24 protein-coding genes are annotated in these 19,714 nt (G+C 33.4%); 11 read left to right on the top strand and 13 right to left on the bottom strand.

Annotation, left to right across the window (positions count from 1 at the left end; all coding sequences use genetic code 11):
• The first annotated feature begins 11 nt into the window (after positions 1 to 11).
• On the top strand, positions 12 to 311 hold the full coding sequence (locus GKR88_11420) for a hypothetical protein (protein QMU64838.1): 300 nt from the start codon (positions 12 to 14) through the stop codon (positions 309 to 311).
• Between the two features lie 22 nt (positions 312 to 333).
• Positions 334 to 621, top strand: a complete 288-nt coding sequence (locus GKR88_11415; GenBank protein QMU64837.1) for a hypothetical protein — start codon at positions 334 to 336, stop codon at positions 619 to 621.
• 33 nt (positions 622 to 654) lie between these two features.
• Here GKR88_11415 and GKR88_11410 read toward each other — a convergent pair whose 3' ends face one another.
• The 3 genes from GKR88_11410 to GKR88_11400 all read right to left on the bottom strand — a co-directional run bounded on the left by GKR88_11410 (position 655) and on the right by GKR88_11400 (position 3,266).
• A complete protein-coding gene (locus GKR88_11410) occupies positions 655 to 867 on the bottom strand; it encodes a hypothetical protein (GenBank protein ID QMU64836.1) in 213 nt (70 codons plus the stop codon).
• 583 nt (positions 868 to 1,450) lie between these two features.
• A complete protein-coding gene (locus GKR88_11405) occupies positions 1,451 to 2,776 on the bottom strand; it encodes a hypothetical protein (protein ID QMU64835.1) in 1,326 nt (441 codons plus the stop codon).
• Between the two features lie 61 nt (positions 2,777 to 2,837).
• Positions 2,838 to 3,266, bottom strand: coding sequence for a hypothetical protein (locus GKR88_11400; protein QMU64834.1), 429 nt, complete (start codon positions 3,264 to 3,266; stop codon positions 2,838 to 2,840).
• A 561-nt stretch (positions 3,267 to 3,827) separates the two neighbouring features.
• Between GKR88_11400 and GKR88_11395 the strand changes: the two genes are divergently transcribed.
• A complete protein-coding gene (locus tag GKR88_11395; GenBank protein QMU64833.1) occupies positions 3,828 to 4,718 on the top strand; it encodes a tyrosine-type recombinase/integrase in 891 nt (296 codons plus the stop codon).
• Here the strand turns inward: GKR88_11395 and GKR88_11390 are convergent, their stop codons facing one another.
• Entirely contained in the window at positions 4,719 to 5,330 is a 612-nt protein-coding gene (locus tag GKR88_11390) for a tyrosine-type recombinase/integrase (protein QMU64832.1), read from the bottom strand.
• Positions 5,331 to 5,419: 89 nt separating this feature from the next.
• On the opposite strand from GKR88_11390, the gene GKR88_11385 reads away from it, so the two are divergent.
• On the top strand, positions 5,420 to 6,313 hold the full coding sequence (locus tag GKR88_11385) for an IS1595 family transposase (GenBank protein QMU64831.1): 894 nt from the start codon (positions 5,420 to 5,422) through the stop codon (positions 6,311 to 6,313).
• Here the strand turns inward: GKR88_11385 and GKR88_11380 are convergent, their stop codons facing one another.
• A complete protein-coding gene (locus tag GKR88_11380; GenBank protein QMU64830.1) occupies positions 6,314 to 6,565 on the bottom strand; it encodes a hypothetical protein in 252 nt (83 codons plus the stop codon).
• Positions 6,566 to 6,958: 393 nt separating this feature from the next.
• On the opposite strand from GKR88_11380, the gene GKR88_11375 reads away from it, so the two are divergent.
• The 7 genes from GKR88_11375 to GKR88_11345 all read left to right on the top strand — a co-directional run bounded on the left by GKR88_11375 (position 6,959) and on the right by GKR88_11345 (position 12,016).
• Positions 6,959 to 7,237, top strand: a complete 279-nt coding sequence (locus GKR88_11375; protein QMU64829.1) for a hypothetical protein — start codon at positions 6,959 to 6,961, stop codon at positions 7,235 to 7,237.
• The gene (locus tag GKR88_11370) at positions 7,221 to 7,904 is read left to right on the top strand and encodes a site-specific DNA-methyltransferase (GenBank protein QMU64828.1); all 684 of its coding nucleotides are present in this window, start codon (positions 7,221 to 7,223) and stop codon (positions 7,902 to 7,904) included. The genes GKR88_11375 and GKR88_11370 overlap by 17 nt, the downstream gene beginning before the upstream one ends.
• 89 nt (positions 7,905 to 7,993) lie before the next feature.
• A complete protein-coding gene (locus GKR88_11365) occupies positions 7,994 to 8,536 on the top strand; it encodes a DNA repair protein (GenBank protein ID QMU64827.1) in 543 nt (180 codons plus the stop codon).
• Positions 8,537 to 8,719: 183 nt separating this feature from the next.
• Positions 8,720 to 9,529, top strand: a complete 810-nt coding sequence (locus tag GKR88_11360) for an N-6 DNA methylase (GenBank protein ID QMU64826.1) — start codon at positions 8,720 to 8,722, stop codon at positions 9,527 to 9,529.
• Positions 9,530 to 9,663: 134 nt separating this feature from the next.
• Positions 9,664 to 10,368, top strand: coding sequence for a DUF541 domain-containing protein (locus GKR88_11355; protein ID QMU64825.1), 705 nt, complete (start codon positions 9,664 to 9,666; stop codon positions 10,366 to 10,368).
• An 88-nt stretch (positions 10,369 to 10,456) separates the two neighbouring features.
• On the top strand, positions 10,457 to 10,684 hold the full coding sequence (locus GKR88_11350) for a hypothetical protein (GenBank protein QMU64824.1): 228 nt from the start codon (positions 10,457 to 10,459) through the stop codon (positions 10,682 to 10,684).
• Positions 10,685 to 10,987: 303 nt separating this feature from the next.
• On the top strand, positions 10,988 to 12,016 hold the full coding sequence (locus GKR88_11345; GenBank protein QMU64823.1) for a hypothetical protein: 1,029 nt from the start codon (positions 10,988 to 10,990) through the stop codon (positions 12,014 to 12,016).
• Here the strand turns inward: GKR88_11345 and GKR88_11340 are convergent.
• The 8 genes from GKR88_11340 to GKR88_11305 all read right to left on the bottom strand — a co-directional run bounded on the left by GKR88_11340 (position 11,952) and on the right by GKR88_11305 (position 19,671).
• Entirely contained in the window at positions 11,952 to 12,830 is an 879-nt protein-coding gene (locus GKR88_11340) for a hypothetical protein (GenBank protein QMU64822.1), read from the bottom strand. The two genes, GKR88_11345 and GKR88_11340, sit on opposite strands and share 65 nt — an antisense overlap.
• A 1-nt stretch (position 12,831) precedes the next feature.
• The gene (locus GKR88_11335) at positions 12,832 to 14,670 is read right to left on the bottom strand and encodes a TraM recognition domain-containing protein (protein ID QMU64821.1); all 1,839 of its coding nucleotides are present in this window, start codon (positions 14,668 to 14,670) and stop codon (positions 12,832 to 12,834) included.
• 453 nt (positions 14,671 to 15,123) lie between these two features.
• Positions 15,124 to 16,740 carry a hypothetical protein gene (locus GKR88_11330; GenBank protein ID QMU64820.1) on the bottom strand — a complete coding sequence of 539 codons (1,617 nt, stop codon included), beginning with the start codon at positions 16,738 to 16,740 and terminating at the stop codon, positions 15,124 to 15,126.
• A gap of 6 nt (positions 16,741 to 16,746) precedes the next feature.
• Complete coding sequence (locus GKR88_11325; protein QMU64819.1) at positions 16,747 to 17,223, bottom strand: hypothetical protein; 477 nt, start codon at positions 17,221 to 17,223, stop codon at positions 16,747 to 16,749.
• Positions 17,220 to 17,579 carry a hypothetical protein gene (locus GKR88_11320; GenBank protein QMU64818.1) on the bottom strand — a complete coding sequence of 120 codons (360 nt, stop codon included), beginning with the start codon at positions 17,577 to 17,579 and terminating at the stop codon, positions 17,220 to 17,222. The genes GKR88_11325 and GKR88_11320 overlap by 4 nt, the downstream gene beginning before the upstream one ends.
• Before the next feature lie 6 nt (positions 17,580 to 17,585).
• The gene (locus GKR88_11315; protein ID QMU64817.1) at positions 17,586 to 17,987 is read right to left on the bottom strand and encodes a hypothetical protein; all 402 of its coding nucleotides are present in this window, start codon (positions 17,985 to 17,987) and stop codon (positions 17,586 to 17,588) included.
• The gene (locus GKR88_11310) at positions 17,977 to 18,336 is read right to left on the bottom strand and encodes a hypothetical protein (GenBank protein ID QMU64816.1); all 360 of its coding nucleotides are present in this window, start codon (positions 18,334 to 18,336) and stop codon (positions 17,977 to 17,979) included. The genes GKR88_11315 and GKR88_11310 overlap by 11 nt, the downstream gene beginning before the upstream one ends.
• 27 nt (positions 18,337 to 18,363) lie before the next feature.
• On the bottom strand, positions 18,364 to 19,671 hold the full coding sequence (locus GKR88_11305) for a type IV secretion system DNA-binding domain-containing protein (GenBank protein ID QMU64815.1): 1,308 nt from the start codon (positions 19,669 to 19,671) through the stop codon (positions 18,364 to 18,366).
• Positions 19,672 to 19,714: the final 43 nt, after the last annotated feature.

Genomic DNA, 19,714 nt, shown 5'->3' with positions numbered 1-19,714 from the left:
ACAAATATATTATGAAAAAAATCATTTATTTATTGGTATTCATGTTTTCTGTTTCTTTAAGTGCAAATGAGATTAAAGAAATAGAGAAGAAGAAAGGAGCTGAACTTCAAATTGTGAAGATTGAAAAAGTTAAAGATGTCTTAAAAAATGGGAAAGTGTTTTTTACAAGATATAGAGGTAAATGTTTAGATGGTCACACTTTTTATTTTACTGCTTATACAAGAGAAGTAGCTCAAGAGGTTGTTAATACTTATTGTGCTTTTAGAAGAAGTATTGGTGGAGAAGGTGGAGATAATGTAAACGAAAATTAATTATAATAGAAAATAACATACCATGAAAAAAATCATTTATTTATTAGTGTTTATGTTCTCTATTTCTTTGAGTGCAGCTAATTCTATTGATGTAAAAGAAGAAGTAGATAATAATAAAGATGTAAAAATTATTAAAGTTGACAAAAAACTTTCTAAAGATGGAACAGTTTTATTTGTTAATTATACTGGAGTTTGTAGAGACGGACATAGGTTTAACTTTTCCGCTCCAGATAGAGATACTGCGCAAGAATTTGTAAATTCTTACTGCCAATTCAGAAGAGATTATCAGATTAGGGATGCTGAAAATTAAAACCCTAAACTTGATTAAAAAATCGGATAAAGATTAGTTTTTATCCGATTTTTTTTGCTTCATTTTTTCTATAAGCGCATAATACTTTTTAAATTCCGTAGTTCTATTAACAACTTTCTGGTCGAGATTATTCTGTTCTATAATTGTTTCTATTTCTACATTAGAATTAGAGGAAATTGAATCCTCATTTGAACAAGAATTGAGTAATACACTAACTAGTGTTAAAATAAATACTTTTGTTTTCATGACATTATAAATTTAATATTAATAAATTTTCAGCAATAATTATTCCAAACCTTGTTAATCATAGTGAAAATATAAAAAAACACCTTCCTTTCCAAAAAAAATTAGATTATTAGCTTGACTAAACCAATATTCCGTGTGTAATATGGTTTTTTTACTTACTAACTGGTGTTACGCAGTAAAATTTCAAAAAACGAATATTGATGTTAATAACTTCATAAGTTAATGATTTTCAGCGAGACAATATTCTAGAAACAAAATTTCCAGACACAGAAAAACTACTCGGAATAGTTAATTTTAATTACACCAAAAACTTACTTTCAAACTATATTGAAAGTATTTATCAAAAAAACAAGCAACTAGCTACTGGTTAAAGAACTCTTTATATTCACGGAGAATTACAAAGTCAATCCAATCCTATATTATTTTTGGTTATGGCGACGATAATTCTGAAAAGTATAAGCAAATATAATATGTCTCGTATTTTTACTGACAATGAATTAATGCGTTCAAAAGTAGTAGACCTTGGCAATACCAGAATAATCCCCCAACCAGAAATTGAACTTAAAAATTTGGATGATAGTGCTTAATTTTTAGTAATATCTCTATTCTCACGTATAGAAGTTAACCTATTTTTAAAATTATTGATGTTTAAAGACTGTGAAGCAACATCAAAAATCCCTAGCTCAATCAAATTTTCTTGTGCAGTTTTCCCATTTTTAAGATTAAGCATTGATAAATCTTTTTTGAGTTGTTTGATACTTTCTTGCGAAAGAATTTTAGAATCACTATAGCCAAGTGAGTTCAAAATTAAACTTCCCATTTTGCGATTTTCAACAGTTGGTACAGCGTTATCTTCAAGATTTGGACGAAACAAAAATTTGGCGAAATTTTGTTCTTTGAGTATAGCAAACGGAAAGGCTAAATTGATAGTTCGTATATTTTTCTTATCGCTAAAAAGCCAACGATTGCTCGGTAACTTGATTGAAAAATCACTACTCATAATTTTTATGCTTCGACTGCCATCGGGATCCATTTTTGCAGAAAATCCCTCACGCAACACAAAGGCGGTTTCTTTTGGTTTCCCTTTTTCTAAACGGTTAATTTCATCTTTGGTGTTTTCCAGTTGCTCTTTTTTCTGCTCAATTTTTTCTTCAAGTTCTTGCCGTTTTGGACTATCAAGAGGCAGTGAATCTAATTCAGTCTTTAAACTTTCAATTTCTGAATCCAACCATTCTTGCTCACGAGATTTATTGTCAATTTCCCGTTCAATAGCTTTGGTGTGTTCCTTGACCTGTTTTAGCTGAAAATCCATTCCGTCCACACTATCAATATGCGCACCGCCAAATTCTCGAGAAATTTCCAGTTTAGTTGCTTGTGAAATTTCCTTGCTTTGTGAGATTTCTGCTAATGAAGTGCTAAACGATGTTTCGTCACTAAAATCAGCTTTGGAAATAATACGCTTAATTGCTTTGCGTTCCTGTGGTGGTTTGGTTTCAGCGAACCGATGCAACTTGAGAAAATCTCGCCAGTTTTCCACCCATTTAGAAACAGCATTGTTATTCTCAAATTTTGTAATTAAAAGATGTAGAATTTCCGTTTGAGATTTGCCTTGTCGGATTGATTCCGTATAATTTTTAACTTGGTCAGCGATAGAAAGTTCTCTATTTATTTCAATATCTTCTCTCTTACTATATTTTTCTTCTGCTTCATTTGTTGAAATATCTAAAAGTGATAGTTCATTTGATAAGTCAAAATCTGCCTTTTCGTGTTCTCTGCTTTCAAATTTTTCGCGCGATTTTCGTTTACTTTTTTCCTGTTTTGCTCTATCATTAAGTTGCTCCAAACTCAATGATTTGCGATTACGCAAAGCGTAATCGGCAGATACCAAAGTATCTGCCGATTCTAACATAGCCGAAGAATTTTCCAAATTATTCCGCATCCCTTTATTATATCACAGACTCAGCGATTTTTCAATTATCTGATTTCGGTGCTAAATCTTTGAAATATTCCCATTGTTCGCAAGATTTTTTATGTCCAAAATAACGTGTTTTGAAAAAAGTATAAGCAGCTACAAATCTTGCTCTTTGCTCTTTAGTAATCCCTAGCTTTTCAAATTCTTCTTTGACTTTGAATGGGTCTAAATGTCTTGTTTCATTACTTGTTAAGTCTTGAAAGTATTTGTGATTAAAAATAGCTTTTTCATCGCCTGTGAGTTTCTCTGGAAATTCAATGATATTGCTACCTTTTGAATAATCCACAGCTTTCAAATTTTCTTTTTTGGTTTGTTGTGTTTTACTTACATTTTTCTGGGCGCAACTTTGCAACGAGAATAAAAATGTAGCTAGAAATAAGATTAATAATTTGGTTTTTGTTTGGCGGTTTTCGATAATTAATTTCATAATTATTCCTGTTTATCGTTTTGTAGGTTCTCCAAAACATTAGTAAATAAAAAAGGAGTGAACCTCCACTAAATCCGGTTAACCGAGGTACCGCCAAAGCACCCAACAGGACTGAACTAGTTTCGGAACACACCCAAGCGGTATGCTCACTAATTCATTTCTTCCTGTTTTTTGAAAATTTTGGCGGTTTTCGGTTAAAGAGATGATAGCTACGCTATATTATGTATGTCGATGATTTTATGTTATAATAGGCACATAGTTTTTGTGTTGAAATACAAAGTTAGGAATTATTTAATAGAAAGTTTGACAGCAATTTTCCTAGCCTTTATAATTAACCCGACAATCGTTAGAAAACGAATAAATTTTCTGCAAGAAAACGCATTGTTCCATTCTGGAAGCGAGTTAATCCATTTTAAAAATCTGTGGACTTGCTCATAACCCGAAGGTCGCAGGTTCGAATCCTGCCTCCGCAACCAGAATGGGACTATCACGGTCACAAAGTATCATTTGTATAAGGAATTTATTCATCTAACGACTGTCAGATTTTACCCGATAGTCACAATGAACACTATTCTCCAACGGCATCAAGAGTTCTGTCAGTATCAAGTTGTTTTTAAAAATAACACTCCAAGAACGATTAAATGGTTTAAGGAAGTCATTAATTATTTTGTGAAGCAAACAGAAGTTTATAACATCGAAGATGTTACCCAAAACGTGATTGAAAATTGGCTTATTCACGGAAAATGTGAAAAGAATTGGTCAACTAAAACTATCCGTACCCGTTTAGGTAATGTGCGCTTGTTTTTTAAATGGTGTGTAGCACGAGGGTATTTACAAAAGAATCCTGCTGATAATATTCCTGTGCCAAAATTAGAATCTAAAATCCCAAAGCATTTAACCAAAGAACAATCTACACTTATTTTGGATTGGGCAAAATGCTACCCTTATCATCACTACTACGAAAAACCACGAGCTGTGGCTATTCTTGCCGTTTTTCTGTTTACAGGAATTAGATTGCAGGAATTACTCAATCTAAAAATTGACGATGTAAATACTAAAGAGAACGTTTTATTTGTTCGAGCAGGGAAAGGCAAGAAAGACCGTATGATTCCAATAAATGCTCAATTAAAAAAGTACTTAGAAAAATATCTATCTGTACGTTCTAAAATCAACAATAGAAGTGTATATTTTTTTGTTTCTCTTATTTGCACAGCACAAATGAGTGCAGAAGTTATCCCTCGTTTACTTAGGAAAATTGGTAAAAAAGCAGGCATCCATATTCACGCTCATTTGCTCCGTCATACCTTTGCCGTTTTAATGCTAGAAGCTGGTTGTAATCTCTTTAGTGTTTCTCGATTATTAGGACATAGTGATATTAAAACAACGACTATCTATTTATCTGCTACCGTTTCACATTTACAAGACCAGATAAGTAAACACCCTTTGGAATAATTATCCAAAATTGATTTTTTGAAAACTTTCCTTCAAATTGTTATCACTCACATACACGTAAATCTGTGTCGTTTCTATACTTGAATGTCCCATTATTCTTTGTAATTTAAAAGGATTGAGATTACCCTCAATAGATAATTTACCGAAAGTATGCCTTAGCTGATGTGGAGAGAAATGAAACTTAGTTTTACTTCGAATTTTTTTGATGATTCTATATAGGTTATTTTCCGTAAGTGGTTTATCTGAACGAATACTGGAAAAGAAATATTCTGTCGGTATTTTCTTTACATCCTGATAAGCTTTGAGATATAGCATTAAATCTGGATGAATAGGTATTATCCTGTCTTTACTCCCCTTTCCTTCATAGATGATAATTTCTGAGGCTTCAAAATTTATAGAAGTAGTTTTTAATTTCAAAAGCTCATTCAACCTAACTCCAGTATATAAAAAGGTGCGAATAATGGCTTTATTTCTTTTGGCTTCTAAGTCATTAAACCAAGAATAACAATCTAAATGCAGTAATAGGCTTTCTATTTGCCCTTTATCTAAGCATCGGGGAATACGTTTAGGGAGTTTTGGTTTTTCAATCTTTTCAGCAGGATTTGAAGATATAAACTGTTCCCGAACACAGAAATCAAAAAAGGTTTTTAGAGGTCAGTAGATAATTTCATAACTTGTATGTCAATAAAAATAGGGATTTTATGGAAATTTTCAAGGGTCAAAACCTTTTAGAGTTCGCTGAACGCTTTAAAACAGATGTAGATTGCAAAGCATATCTAGGTCAAATCAAGTGGAAAGAGGGTTATGTATGTCGTAAATGTGGTAATACCAGTTACCAAGTACGTAAGAACTTTTCAAGAACATGCAATAAATGTGGTGATACAGAAAGCCCAACGGCTAACACCATTTTTCACAGAGTGCGATTTGGTGTACGAAAAGCCTTTTTTATCTGTTTTGAAATGGCAACTACCACCAAGAGTTTATCAGCTACACAAATGGGTGTACGCTATGGTATTACAGAAAAGACAGCACGATTGTTTATGCTTAAAGTAAGAGAAGCTATGGCTTCTAGTGAAAATAACCCTATGGATGGTCATGTACAGGTTGATGAATTTGTGTTGGGTGGTTATGAGCAAAACAAGATAGGTCGTAGTTATGATGCTAAGAAAAAGAAGGCTATTACTGCTGTTGAGTTCACAGACCAGGGCAAAGTAAAGCGTATGTATGCTTTAAACATCAAAGATTTTTCTGCACAATCGTTGCAATATATGTTCATTAAGCATATTGATAGAAAGGCTCAAGTAATCACTCACAAATGGAAAGGCTACAGGCCTATTGCAAAAGCCTATAACATTACCCAGATTGATAGCGACAAAGGATTAAACTTTAAAGCCTTACATACGATGATTCATCAAATAAAATCATGGATTAGGACAACTTATTCTTGGGTAAGTGAGTTTAATCTAAACCGATACTTTAATGAGTTTTGTTTTAGAATTAATCGCTCGCAAAACAAAAACACAATATTCAATAACTTAATAACTAAAATGGTCATGAGTGATAAAATTTATCAAAGTGAAATTATATGTAACTAACTACTGACCTCTAAAGGTTTTTATATACTGTCGATAATTTCTAAACGTTTTGTTTGTCCACATACGCTCTAGTTTTCTTTGATACATAAATTCACGGATTTTGGCTGTTGTTATGGTGGTTACAGATGGATTTGAAAGTTCTTTAGATAATGCTGAAACTATGGCTAAAATTTCACGAATTGTTTTAGGTCTCATTCCTTTTTCGTGCAATGCAAAACGTTTAAATTGTGGAAGAATAAGGGGGATTTTCATAAAAATGGGATTAAAATATACTAAGCAAATGAAATTCAAAACCTTACTTTATTCTTTTTTTATAAGACTTTTATATGCTTCGTCTGCATTGTGCTTTACATCGTAATGCTTCAAGTACAGTTTTTGAAAGGCGGTAATATCTTTTGATTTCCATTTTTTCATTAAAGAGGGTTAGTAAATAAAATATGGAAGTACGTTATACCATACTCAATAGGAATGTGCATAACTCCAATGTGGAAAACTTTTGCCTAAGTCTACCATTGCTTCCAAAAGTTTTTTGAGCAATCGAAATTCCAAGGATTTTTGAAAAATCTGTGTTAGAAATCTTCACAGCAAAAAAGAGTTTTTCTCCTCTGAGAAGTCTTTTTTTCTATTTTCTAACCCCTTTTTCTTATGAAAAACCTCAATGTTATCAAGATCAATCGCCGATTGGTCAGCTCAGTTCCTGATTTTGACATCCACAAAGGAGCAATCTTAAATCTCGAAGAATTGCGTCACAATTCGCTTTTGGTCAAATTTCTTTGTGATGAGCATTCTAAAGATGCCTACTGTATTATTGGTCATATTGGTGAATTATATCGCATCCGTGCAAAAATTCTCTTTTTGGAGCAATACGGAAATATGACTTATCGAGAGTATTTACGAGTCAAGACAGATGATAAATTACAGTAATCGAAAAAGGATTCCACTTTTCTATTTATTAATCCTTTTTTTAATGCAGATTACCAATGAAGATAATATACAACTTATGGCACGTTATCCCAATAACTATTTTGACCTTGCCATTGTTGACCCACCGTACGCAATAAACATCAATATGAATATGGGGCGTAAAAAGTCCAGCACTTCTATACCTCACACCAAAAAAGATTGGGACAACAAACCGCCAGATTCAGCTTATTTTGACGAATTGTTTCGAGTTTCTAAACATCAAATTATTTGGGGTGGAAATTATTTTAAACTACCCATCACAAAATCGTGGATTTTCTGGGATAAATTCATTTCTAAAGGCGTGAATTATGCAGATGGAGAACTGGCGTGGACATCGTTTAATCACACGCTAAAAAAAATATCAATTGCTTATAGCGGATTTATTGGAGCGGATAAAACAAGAATCCATCCTACTCAAAAGCCCGTCCGCTTGTATGAATGGTTATTACTCAATTATGCCAAACCAAACGATAAAGTTTTAGACACGCATTTAGGAGGTGGCAGTATTGCTATTGCCTGCCATAATCTTGGGTTTGATTTAACGGCTTGCGAGATTGATAGCGACTATTATCCAATGACTATAGAACGGCTTAAAAAGCATCAAGAGCAATTACAATTTTTAGTCTAAAAACGCCCTTTTTCTTATTACCAAAGCGAACAAATAACATTTCTAAATTGTTACGTTATTCCCTTTTATTTTTTTACAACAATACCAAAATGAACGCACCTAAAAAACCATCACCAAATTATCTTCACAAACCCTTTGAGCCTACTAAAGAAGAATTACAAGTAGAGTTTAGAGCCAGAGTGCTAGAACAGATCCCGCTTGCAGAAATCAAACTGCAGTATAACAAAGAGGTAATGCCTAAAAATCGCCTAAAAATACTGGACAGCCGACAAGCATCAGAAGTCCTCAGAGCATTTTGGGATAATGGTTCTCTGGAATTACAAGAGCAGTTTAAAATCCTGTATCTTAATAATTACAATCAAGTCATTAGCTTATACCCACATAGTCAAGGTGGTATTACGGGAACAATCGTAGATATTCGATTAATATTAATGGGTGCATTACAATCTGGAGCAGTAGCGATGATTGCCTGCCATAACCATCCGAGTTCCAATCCCAATCCATCACAAACTGATAAACTACTTACTAAAAAAATTCAGCAGGCTTCCAATTTAATAGACATCAAACTTCTCGACCATATTATTCTAACCAAAGACGATTATTACTCCTTTAATGACGAGGGAGATATTTAATACAGCTTAACTATATCATTAGAAATAATCGCCTCAATTACTCATACCGAGATTAAATAAAATCCGCCAAAAATAGCTGAACAGCCAAAATGCACAAGGAATGCTTTTGCAAATTCCTCCTTGTGCTTTTTGTCGTTTGTTCAGCTTGTGAAAGGGCATATTTAATTCTTAATCTCTTTCACAATGAGTAAATCAACAAAATATCTACCTAATGAATTTAAAGTCTTTAATGACATCTTTCAATCCTTATCACGTCGTCACGGCTATTATTATGTTTTCGAGGACTTTCTCGACCTTTATCTCAATGCGTGGTGCTTCAACTATCAATTCAATCGAGAATTGATACAGAGTCGTTACAAATTGGAAGAACGCCAACAGTTTACCCTAATGATGTATGAAGTCATTAAAATACTTGATAAGGAAATTCAAAGTGATTCCGATTGGTACGATTTCTTTGGAACGTTTTATGAAAGTGCAGCTCTCTCTAAACAAAAAGGGTTTGCTCAATTTTTTACTCCTGCACCAATTTGTACTTTTATGGCTCAAATCGTAGCACCAAACAACAATGAGACTTTTAGTGACCCTTGTTGCGGGAGTGGTCGTTTTTCATTAGCTTCAAATTCAGTTTCGTTAGGTGGTTTTCATTTTCTGGTTGACCTTGATGTTACCTGCGCCAAAATGGCAACGCTCAATCTAATGCACCACGGCATTCACGGTATTATTGTTGCTGACAACGGTTTATTCCCTGGCAATGATTTCAAAGGTGCGTTTGTGGTCAATAGAAAATTGCACGAAACGGGCGTGCCACAAATTGAATACATCGACAACGTACAGCAAGCCTATAACTATGTGCGTTATACCGTTAATCCTTTTGATATGGTGAGAGATTTATTTCCAAAGCAAGAAAAGAAAACCTCGCAAAAAACAGCAGATGATTATGAGGATATAAAAACCATCTTAAATCAAAAAACAGGACAGTTCTCTATGTTTTAGATAACCTAGTTCGGAATAGAAAATCTGATTTATTCTCCATTTTACTCATCCAAATAAGTGATTCACTCATTAGGGTTTTTGGAACATCAATACTTGTCTTAGTTTTGAGCTTTACGAACTAAAAAAATAACCAAATGAAAAAAACCATACTCATTCTGACTTTGATTTTTACAGCGTTTACAACTTATTCGCAAACAAAAAATTTTATTGACAAACCTTATCTGGAAACAGAAGTAGAAATAGATTCATTGGTAATCCCAGATAGGATTTATATGACTATAATTCTCAATGAATCTGATAACCGAAACAAAAAATCTACCGAAGAACTGGAAAATCTAATGCAACAAGCGTTGAAGACCTTAAACATTGATACGCAAAAGGATTTATCTCTTTTGGATTTCAACAGCAATTTTAAAAAGTATTTTCTTAGCGATAAAAAAGTGTTAAAAACAAAAATGTATTCCTTACTTGTTCGTGATGCTGTTACTGCAGGAAAAGTATTAGCCAAATTAGAAAGTTCTGGGATTTCAAATATTTCCATAGAGAAAACGGAATACTCAAAAGCAGAACAGCTTTTATTGGATTTGAAATCAAAGGCTATATTAAAAGCAAAACAGAATGCAGAATCTATGCTCAATCCCCTTAATCAAAAAGTAGGTTCAGTAATCTTTGTTTCTGATTTGAACTCCATTACAAACTTACTTCAAGGAAAAGCCTCTGGAGTTAGGATAAGAGGCGCATCTAGTATATATGGGAATAAAGAAAGTGAACCTATCATCATTGATTTTAACAAAATTAAGTTTTCCGTAAAAGTAAATACCAAGTTTGCTATAGAATAGGTGGATGAAACCATTATAAATAAAAATATTTTTCTTAGTTAGTAGGTTTTGTTATAATAAAACTGTCCATTTATTTTAACATTACTTAATGAGAAAAATTATAAATAAGACTGTTAACCTTGACCTTGTTGGAATGGATGGGAATGCTTTTGCGATAATGGGGGCTTTTTCCAAACAAGCTAAACGAGAAGGATGGACAAAAGAAGAAATAAAACTTGTTCTGGATAAAGCCAAATCTTCGAATTATGCACATCTAATTACTACCATAGATGAACATTGTAAAGTTAATGAGGAAGAAGATTTAATAATTGGATAAAACCCATTCTGGAAATTTTTGCTAATCCTTAGCAAAAGATTTCCGGAAAGCGTTTAGCACCTATATAGATTTTTTGAATTTTGGACCTTTTCGCCACCGCTTTTTTCCATATAGAAAAGGAGCAAAAATCAAAATGAATGAAACTAGTTTCATAAGCAAGTACGCCAAATTAATAGTGAATCTATATAGATTGATAAATTTGGCACACTTGCCAAAGGGCGACCCTTTGGAATCCCAGAAAAAATGCTTAGGCACATTTTTTGATTACTATTGATTATTTTAGGCAACATATATTCCATACAGATGAATAAAATACTCTTGATAGTTTTGACTGTACTTATGTTTTTTTCCTGTGGTCAAAAAGATAAAAGGCAGGCTTTAGTTACTATTGAAACAAAAAACGATTCGGAATTTGTTATAAAAAAAGACACGTTTAATTTTTCTATAAATGGTCGTTTAAGAAGTGTAGCACTCTTTAATGACAAATACTATTGTATGTTTCTAAGCCAGAGAAAGAACACATCTAGGTCTTTCAAAAAAATGGTGGTTCTCGATAATAAAGGTGATTTTTTAGAAGATGTTTTCCTGCCAAAAGGAATCCAAAGAATGAATTACTTCAATATTGAAATTGAAAATGATAGCCTCTTTTTGCAAAGGGCGCAATTTGATGAAGAAAATTTTGCCTTAGGAAAATATGTTACCGATTTTAAACCAACAGCAACACGAACTTTTAAGAGTTTTGAAGATGAAAATTTCAATGTGTACGCTAGGTGTCGAGGCGAATTTGGTGGTACAATCTTTTTTCAAAATAAACATACCAAAGAATTATTTGAGGGTTCATCTACTTGCCCTATTGTTGTGAACACTATTGATGATGAATATTATATCACCAACTATATGGGGCATATGATGGGCTTTGCAAGTGTTATTAAAATTCCTGACCCAAAAAACCTCGAAAAATCTAATTGGGATTTTAAACAGCGATTTGGGAGTAGAAATGAGCGTGGTATTGAAAAACTGCTTGATACTATGGATTTTTATATTCCTACCTCGTTTGTATCGAAGAAAAGATTGTTACATATTTATTCTGATGATAAGGGAACACACATTGCCACGATTGAAAATAACAAAATGAACCCAATCTATACGTTTGATTTTACATTTTATCCACAGTTCAATCAGCAATTAGACAATGGTAAACAACTCTTAACATTTAAGTATGCTAATACTGGCACAGATGGAATATTGTTGATAGAAGAAAATACTTTTAATTTTCATTTTTTTCGCTTAAAAATTGTCGTTCCACGCCGTTTAAATCCGTCCATATCATAAACAATTCCTGATGTAATTCTTCGAGTGATTTAGTGAGAAAATAAGGGCATATATACTCAAAAGACGGTTCGTTTTGTATGCGTTGTAATAGCGCATTTTTCGCCGATAAAAATTCAAACAGCAATACCGTTGTATAGGCTTTTTTAGTGTCTAAATGATATGCTTTGTGCGTATATCTATAGGTGAGAGCTTCGGCGTGTTTGTGTAACTGTTCCAATACTCGCCCTGTATCTTTGCCGTTGTACATTTCAAAAAGGTACAACTGGCCATTCACAGTAAATATCCCATCAGGAATAAAAAAAGCATTTCCTGTAAAATCAATTCTGGTTTTGGCTCTCAGATTTTTTCCTGTACGATTATCGCCCGTTTTATCAAAATAGGTATCAAAAAAATCTACGGTTTTATTGTTTGTATTAGCCCATCTATCAAGCTGTATTTGGAAATCAATCGTGTATTTTCTGTGGAAATAATCTTTATAGGCAATCGTTTTACCAATAGGCATTTTAATGGTTTCTTCAGCACTCATAAAACCGTTATTTAGGATTTGCCGTTTGCCTTCTTTAGTCAGGAAATACATTGATTCGACCCTCCCTTTTTTTGGATTGGGAGCAGGGAAATTATGACATTGTATTAATGGTTTATTACGGTCACGCAAAGAAACCAACTGTTTCCACAAATACGGGTAATGTTTTGTGCCGATATCGAATGATAATAGCTGACTTGACGTGAGAAACTTATAGCGTGCTAATCCTAACAATATATTTTCTTGTATGTTGGTTATGGTATGCGCCCAGAGAATATTTTTTGTTGCCATCTTAGTTTTCAAAATTTGGGTTATAAATCGTTGATGTATTTGAATCGTTTGTTGTTGGTTCTATTGGAGCAGTCTTTTGTGTAATGGTTTTTTTCTTTTTAACGTAATAACCACTTTCGTGAACCAACCACAAAAAGAACGCTTTGAGTTCTTTTTTATCCATATACATTGGTGGGTTTATATTTACAAGCGTATCGGGAACATTTATCACATTTGCCGTTGCTTGTTCGCCTGTATTGTCATAGCAGAGAAAATTGTATTTTTCGAGTTTATAAAAGTCATTCGGTGTAATATTTCGCATTTGCTGTGCCATTGCTTTAACGCTATCTTCATCATTGTGTCCTGCAATTTTTATCGCGGTATTACTTAAAATAAGCCGTTGCAGTTCTCTATCCATACCTTGACCGAGAATTTGGTTTGCCATTATCAGATGCAAGCCATATTTTCTACTTTCAGCTAAAATCTCTTTGATGGTTTTAGTAATATAGTTCTGCATCTCATCAATAAAAAAGAACGTTGGCACTCTGTCTTTAATGTTCTTTATTTGCCGTTTACGCACCGCTCCTTGTATGAGTGCCACAATCAACTTACCTAGCAAGGTCGATGATTCTACGCCTAAAAACCCTTTGGAAAGATTAAACAATATGACTTTACCGTTATTGATTTCCTGTTCAATATTGATGGTACTTGTGCCTTGTAAAAGGCTTCGTAAATCAGTATTATCAATGATGTTTTGTAGCCTAAAATAAATACCCGATTTGGTTGGGTTTACTCTATCTTCTGTAAACTTTTTAGAAATAAGGTTTTGACGTTCGGGATTAGGGTTGCTTTTGCCTAGTTGTATCAAGTCTTTATTTTCTTCATCGTCCATAAACCGTTTTAAATCCGTGATGTCGGTGTCATTGGCTCGTAACAGTACATCTATACAGGCTTGTATTATGGAGTTCATTTGTGGTGTGGCTTCACTTTTGAGGATTTCAAAAAATGCGCTAGAGAGTTCTTGTGTAGTATAGTTTATATCTCTGTCAGTTGCATTCTCGATATGAAACGGATTGAGTACAAACGTATAATCGTCTGTAAAAATGTCCTCTCCCAACAGCTTTTTTGCCGTTTCCCTAATAAACGGGTCAAGATATACCACCCGTTTTTTATTATTGTCTTTGTTCAAATGAAACTGTAAAATTTGAGTAGCAAGGTCGCTATTGGGTTCAAGCAAACACAATGATTTTCTTTGCGCCGTATCTGTTTGGTACAACGTGTAAAAAAGATATTTTAAAAGTTCAGATTTACCGCTTCCAGAACGCCCTAAAATATAAGCGTGCCTGTAGAGTGATGTTATCGGCACAAGGTGCGTAACGGGCGTGAATAGCACCTTTTGTAATACAGGAATTTCCTTGCCAATACGTTCAGTCAATAAACTCAAAAATATGTCGTCCAAAGATTCACCCTCACGATTATATTTTGCGATAAAATAGTTTTGTGCTTCCTTGTCGATAATGGTAAAATAATCAAAGACACGATAATAGATATAGTTTTCTGGCAGGGTTTTATTGGAAAACACAAGACGTAATTCTTCTCGTTTAAAACCACGTAAGGCGGTGATTGATGCCAGTTCCAACACATAACCAAAACCACTTTGTTTCTCATACAGATTATCGTAATAATCCACCCATTTTTCCATAAAAAAAACGACAAATTCCAAATTGTGAAACGGGATAGTTTGCCCTAATTTTACACATTCCATAGCCGATGAATTGTTGTAGTTAAAGTATTCATCGAGCCATTTTTGAACCGTTTTATGTTCAATACTGATGGGGTATATTTGTTGTAATTGTTTCATAATCTTTATAGTATTTGCCCTATAATTTGGTGTATGATTTAGTCTATACACCTCTTTTTCGCTAAAGCCCTGTATTCATTGGTCTTATTAACATATTTATTATTCAATTTATTCCTCTTATTCTTTAATTTTACTAAAAAGGAAACCAAGTTTGCTATACGGTCATTGTTTGGCTCTCTCTTTCACTCGTTCTCTCATTACTTTCACTCTCATTTCATTACCGTTCTTTTATTCGTTCTCTCACTCACTCGCTCACAATCAATGCACTCCCCACGTACCTACTCACTTCGTTTCCAACATTCAGAAAAACCCAAAGCCTCATCGTCATAACCTACGCTATCAAAAATAATATTCGTTGCGGCGGCGAAATCGGATCAAAATTCGGCGAATTTTGATTCTGAAATTTTGCCAAAACGTTTTCGGGAAAAATCAAAAAACATTCTCAAACATTTTTTATTCTTCTGTTCCTTTTTCTTCTTCCAATTGATTTAATAATTCATCACGTTCTTTGCGTAATTGATAAGATTCTTCTTGGTACGGACTATCTACACCAAATCCTAATGCTCGATAGGATTTCTTAATATCATAGGATTGTTGATTGAGATAAGTGTCTTGGAATCCTGTCAATATATCTTTCTTCAAATTGAGTACTTTTTCGGTATGTTGTAAATCTCTGTCTTTGGCAAACTGTTCGATTTCTTTTCTGGAAAACTTTACCGATGTCACTTCATTTTTAACCGCTTGCATTGCCTTGTCGATTTCCAAAAGACGTTTATTGTTTTCATTGGTGTTTTTTCCTCGATTGATGTCGAGATATAATAATTGGCGTTCGTTTTCCAGTTTGGATTTCATTAAATTGATTTGCGATTCAGCAACAGCATTGAACGCCTCCAGTTCCCGTTTGCTGATTTCAAACAAGCGTTTGTCTTTACTAAATTCTTCTTGCTTAATTTGGTTCTCCAGTTCGGTGCGTTCTTGCTTGATGTCAAAACCGTACTGCATCAGTTCCAATAATCCCCGTTGTTTTTTCAGCGAAAATTCTTTTTCTATCAGTTTAAAAAGATTCACTTTTTGATTATGTACGGCTTCTTTTTCTTTAATTGAGAGTTCCGATTCCCGATATGAAAGCTGTAATTCGGTTTTTCTTTTCTTTAAATCAAATGCTTTTTCCACCACTTCATTCAACACATTTTTTCTATCAATCTGCAATTCCTTTTGTAAGAGCGTGACAAATTTTTCCCGTTGCTGTATATCAAAATTCTTTGTGTCGAGTTGTAAATTCACTTCTTTCTGAAACAGTTGGATTTGTTTGGTGGAAATTTCATTGTAGGTTGACTGCTTAGATATCTCAAACCGTTTTTCTCTTATACTTAACAAATCTTCTTTCTTTTGTAAGCCCCATTCTTTTCGTTCCATTGAAATGTCTTTGGTAATGTTGGTCAGTATCGTAAAGTTTTTTTCTATCTCATAATCTTGTCGTTCAATCCTAATGGATAATTGTAAATCTTTAGTTTCCAAAGCCTGTTCTTTACTTTCCAATGTTTTCTCATTAATGCCTTGCATCATTTGCGCCATTTTGAGCATTTCTTCGCCCTCTTTGAGTTCAATGGCTTTTCGCTTTTGCAGTTCGGTAATATAGCGTGGTATCAGATACGGTTGCTTTAACAGCCTAATGGCTGTGCTATCGGCTTTTTCCTTAACCTTGCTGTCAAAATTTTTCACAAGTTCGGTTTTCTCATTGCTCACCACTTTTAATATGCGTTGCCCTTTTTCTTTTTCTAAGGTAAGGTCAGTTATTTGGTCATTCAGAGTTTTAATGGCTTCATCTTTTTTGTCATTTTCCAGTCCTGATTTTTCCAGCATTTCAGTTAAAGATGCTACTTGTTCTAAAAGTTCGGTGATTCGTTGCTGTTTTGATGCAATGGTTTCTTCTTTGATGAAACTTTCTGTAGAGGCTTTTTCTTTGGCTTCGGTTAGGGTTGCCATTTCCGTTTCCTTTTTCTGTAATTCGGTTTTGTACAGTTCAATAATATTCCTGATTTTTTCAAAAGGTTGTATCTCGTTTTCCATAGCGTTTTATTCTTTTGTGTTGTTACCGAGATTGCGTGATTTCAAAAACTCCTGTTCTAATTCTGTGGAAAACGCTGTTATTTGTGATTTTAGACGTTCTTTTTCTGCACTTTGGATAAGTGCATTATCTCTATCTTTAGATGCTGTTTTTGCCTGTTGTTCAAAATCATTTATTTTTTGCGCTACAGGAGCTTTGATGCTTTTTTTAATTTTTTTATTGAGGTTGACTATTTTCCTTTCCTTATTCCAGACAAAATCCTGTAAGAACGAGATAGCATTTTTCACAAATGATTCGTTTTCTGCGACAACTTTTTCCCCAACTCCAATTTCATAGTTTAAACGATTTATTTCTTTATTTCTAAGGGAAATTGAATTTTCAACCGAATTTACCTCTCTGGAAACTTCACTTTCTATCTTTTTGAGTTTTTCTATATCAAGACTATCTAAATTGATATAATCTAAGTTGTAACTATTGGTTCTCATCTTAATAATTGATTTAATTCTTTTTTTAGTATTTTATGTTCCTGTGACACATTATTTGCTTTTTCTAAGAGAGAAATAATTAAGTTCATTTTAGGGTTTTTAATTACATCTCTATGTTTAGTGAGGCTCTTTACAACTGAACTAATAGAAACTAAATCCATATAATTATTGTTTTTTATAAGTAGATTTAAATCTCTATTTTCCATTGCATTGGATTTGAAATGACTAACATAGTTTACGGCTTTGTTTCTCAATTCCCTCTCTTTTTCTAGTAGCGTTTTATTTTGCCGTTGTATTTTGTTGTGATACTCTTTGAGAGATTTAATGTTTCGTATTATACTATCTTTGTTTTCCATATTGTTTTACTCTTTTTTCTTGTTTTTAAGGTTTTGTGATTTCAAAAACTCTTGTTCCAATTCTGCCGAGAACTCCGTTATTTGTGTTTTTAAACCTTTTTCTTCTTGAAGTACAAACTCAGTCTTTAATCTAAGAGCTTTTAATTCACTTTCCAGAGTTTCAATAGCTAATTTCTTTTCTCGTATTATCTGCCAAGATATATTTACAGCAGAATCCAGCTTTTTGGATATGTATTCTTTTAGTTCTTTTCCTTTTTTCTTTCTTTTCTTTAGTTTATGGATTTCTTTACTCATAGACTTTGCTTTCATTTCCATACGTTGTATTGAATTTTCTAGAGTAGTAAGTAATTTGTATTCAAACTCCATTTCCCTCATATCAAATTCACGGTTTATATCTCTATCTCTCATTATTTAAAGTTTTAATAGTATTTTCTAATTCGTTTTTCTTTGCATTTAATTCTTTGATTGTAGCTTCAAGTGACAGGATATTTTTTATCTTCTTATGTGATAAGACTTCTTTATTTTGCTGTATTTTAAGACAAAATTCTTCTACCCAAATAGAATCAACAATCTCTCCTAGCGGATCTATTATGCCTGCTATTTCTTTTTCTTTAGCAGTAGAATAGCAATTGCTATTTTTTAATCTTTCAAGAGTTTCTTCTTTATTTTGCAAGTCAAGTGCTACTATATTCTTGCGTTCAAACAGACGATTCATCGCCTCGTTATGTCTTTTTTTTCTTTCTTCGTTATCTGACATAGTATTTAATTGTTATAATTTGTGTTATTATTTTAATCTCATTCGTAACCAAAAATTCTTGTACCACGGCGTGAATTTGAGTAAGGCTATTTGCTTATTACCACTCAAAAGCAACCCAAACCCATTTTTAAGAGTTCTGATGGCTTCGGGAGAAACAAGTGGATATTTCCGCCCTCTCTTTTTATTGGTTGGTAAAAATGTGTTATCAAAATCCCCATAGATATAGCCGATTTTCTTGCTAATTTGTTCACAGCTTTCAAGGGATAGCCCTGGGAAATAGATGTGATGTTTAGTGTTTTCTATGATAGTATCGGCATCATCATTATATAAGGCTCGTAATTGTCGCATTGATTGCAGTATTAGCGATACTGAAACCCTACGCTTTCTGCAAATCGTCAAGAAATTTGCGAGCTTATGGAAATAAAAATTTCCTGCTTCATCTAATAGTAGGTATTGTGTTAAGTCATTCTTTTTCGGCATTACAGAAAAAGTTTCTGTAATCTCTCTGAGTAGTAACGAAACGAATAAGCCAAATTCCTTAAAACGATTTTCAGCAATATTAATGAACAGTACCGTTGGCTTTGTTCTCAAACTGGCTATATGAATATCGTGTCCGCTTGATATTTTTTTCAATGTCTCGGTTGTCATTGGTGCAAGAGCAGTTCTACACGTTGCAATAACATTTCCCACGAGGCGTTCAGGCTGGCTCATAATAGCTTTGTATTCAAGCCACGTTTCAGCATCTAAATATTTTGATAGTTCCTTGGTCAATTCGGCTTTGTCATTCTTGTTATAGCGATTGAGCATTGCATAGATGTAGCCTAAATTTTTCTGCTCTGGTCGATTAAGAACACTTGTGAGCAGAACCGCAATGAGATTTTTAGCAGATTGGTTAAAAAAACGAGAACCTGCCGTTTCTTGTGGAAATGAGGCAGAAATAATCGCATCTGCAATCATTGTCATATCTTCTTTGGTCTTGGCGGTGTAGAGAACTTGCCACCTATCACTTTTTTTGGGTTCAATCAAGTCAATACACTTCACATCAAAGTATTTTCTCAAATACCTATGTGTGAGATTATAGAGTTCTTTTGATGGGTCAATGACGACCATACTGGCATTTTTTATCGTCATTAAATTACAGGCACTAAAAACGGTCGATTTTCCATACCCTGTAGAACCAAGGCAAATTAACCCTTGCATACTTTCCTTTTCAGAAATACGAGCTTTGCCATCAACCACTAAACCGTTTTTAAAACAGTTTAGTAATAAAAAACGCCTCAATCCTGTTAAAAATTTCGCCGAATATTGAGAATATGAATACCTAAAAAATGACATATAATTTTTGTTTTTAGTTGATAAAATAGATTTACCGCTCCCT

Source organism: Flavobacteriaceae bacterium, from assembly GCA_014075215.1.
GTDB lineage: Bacteria > Bacteroidota > Bacteroidia > Flavobacteriales > Flavobacteriaceae > Polaribacter.
This window is presented reverse-complemented; position numbering and strand designations above follow the sequence as displayed.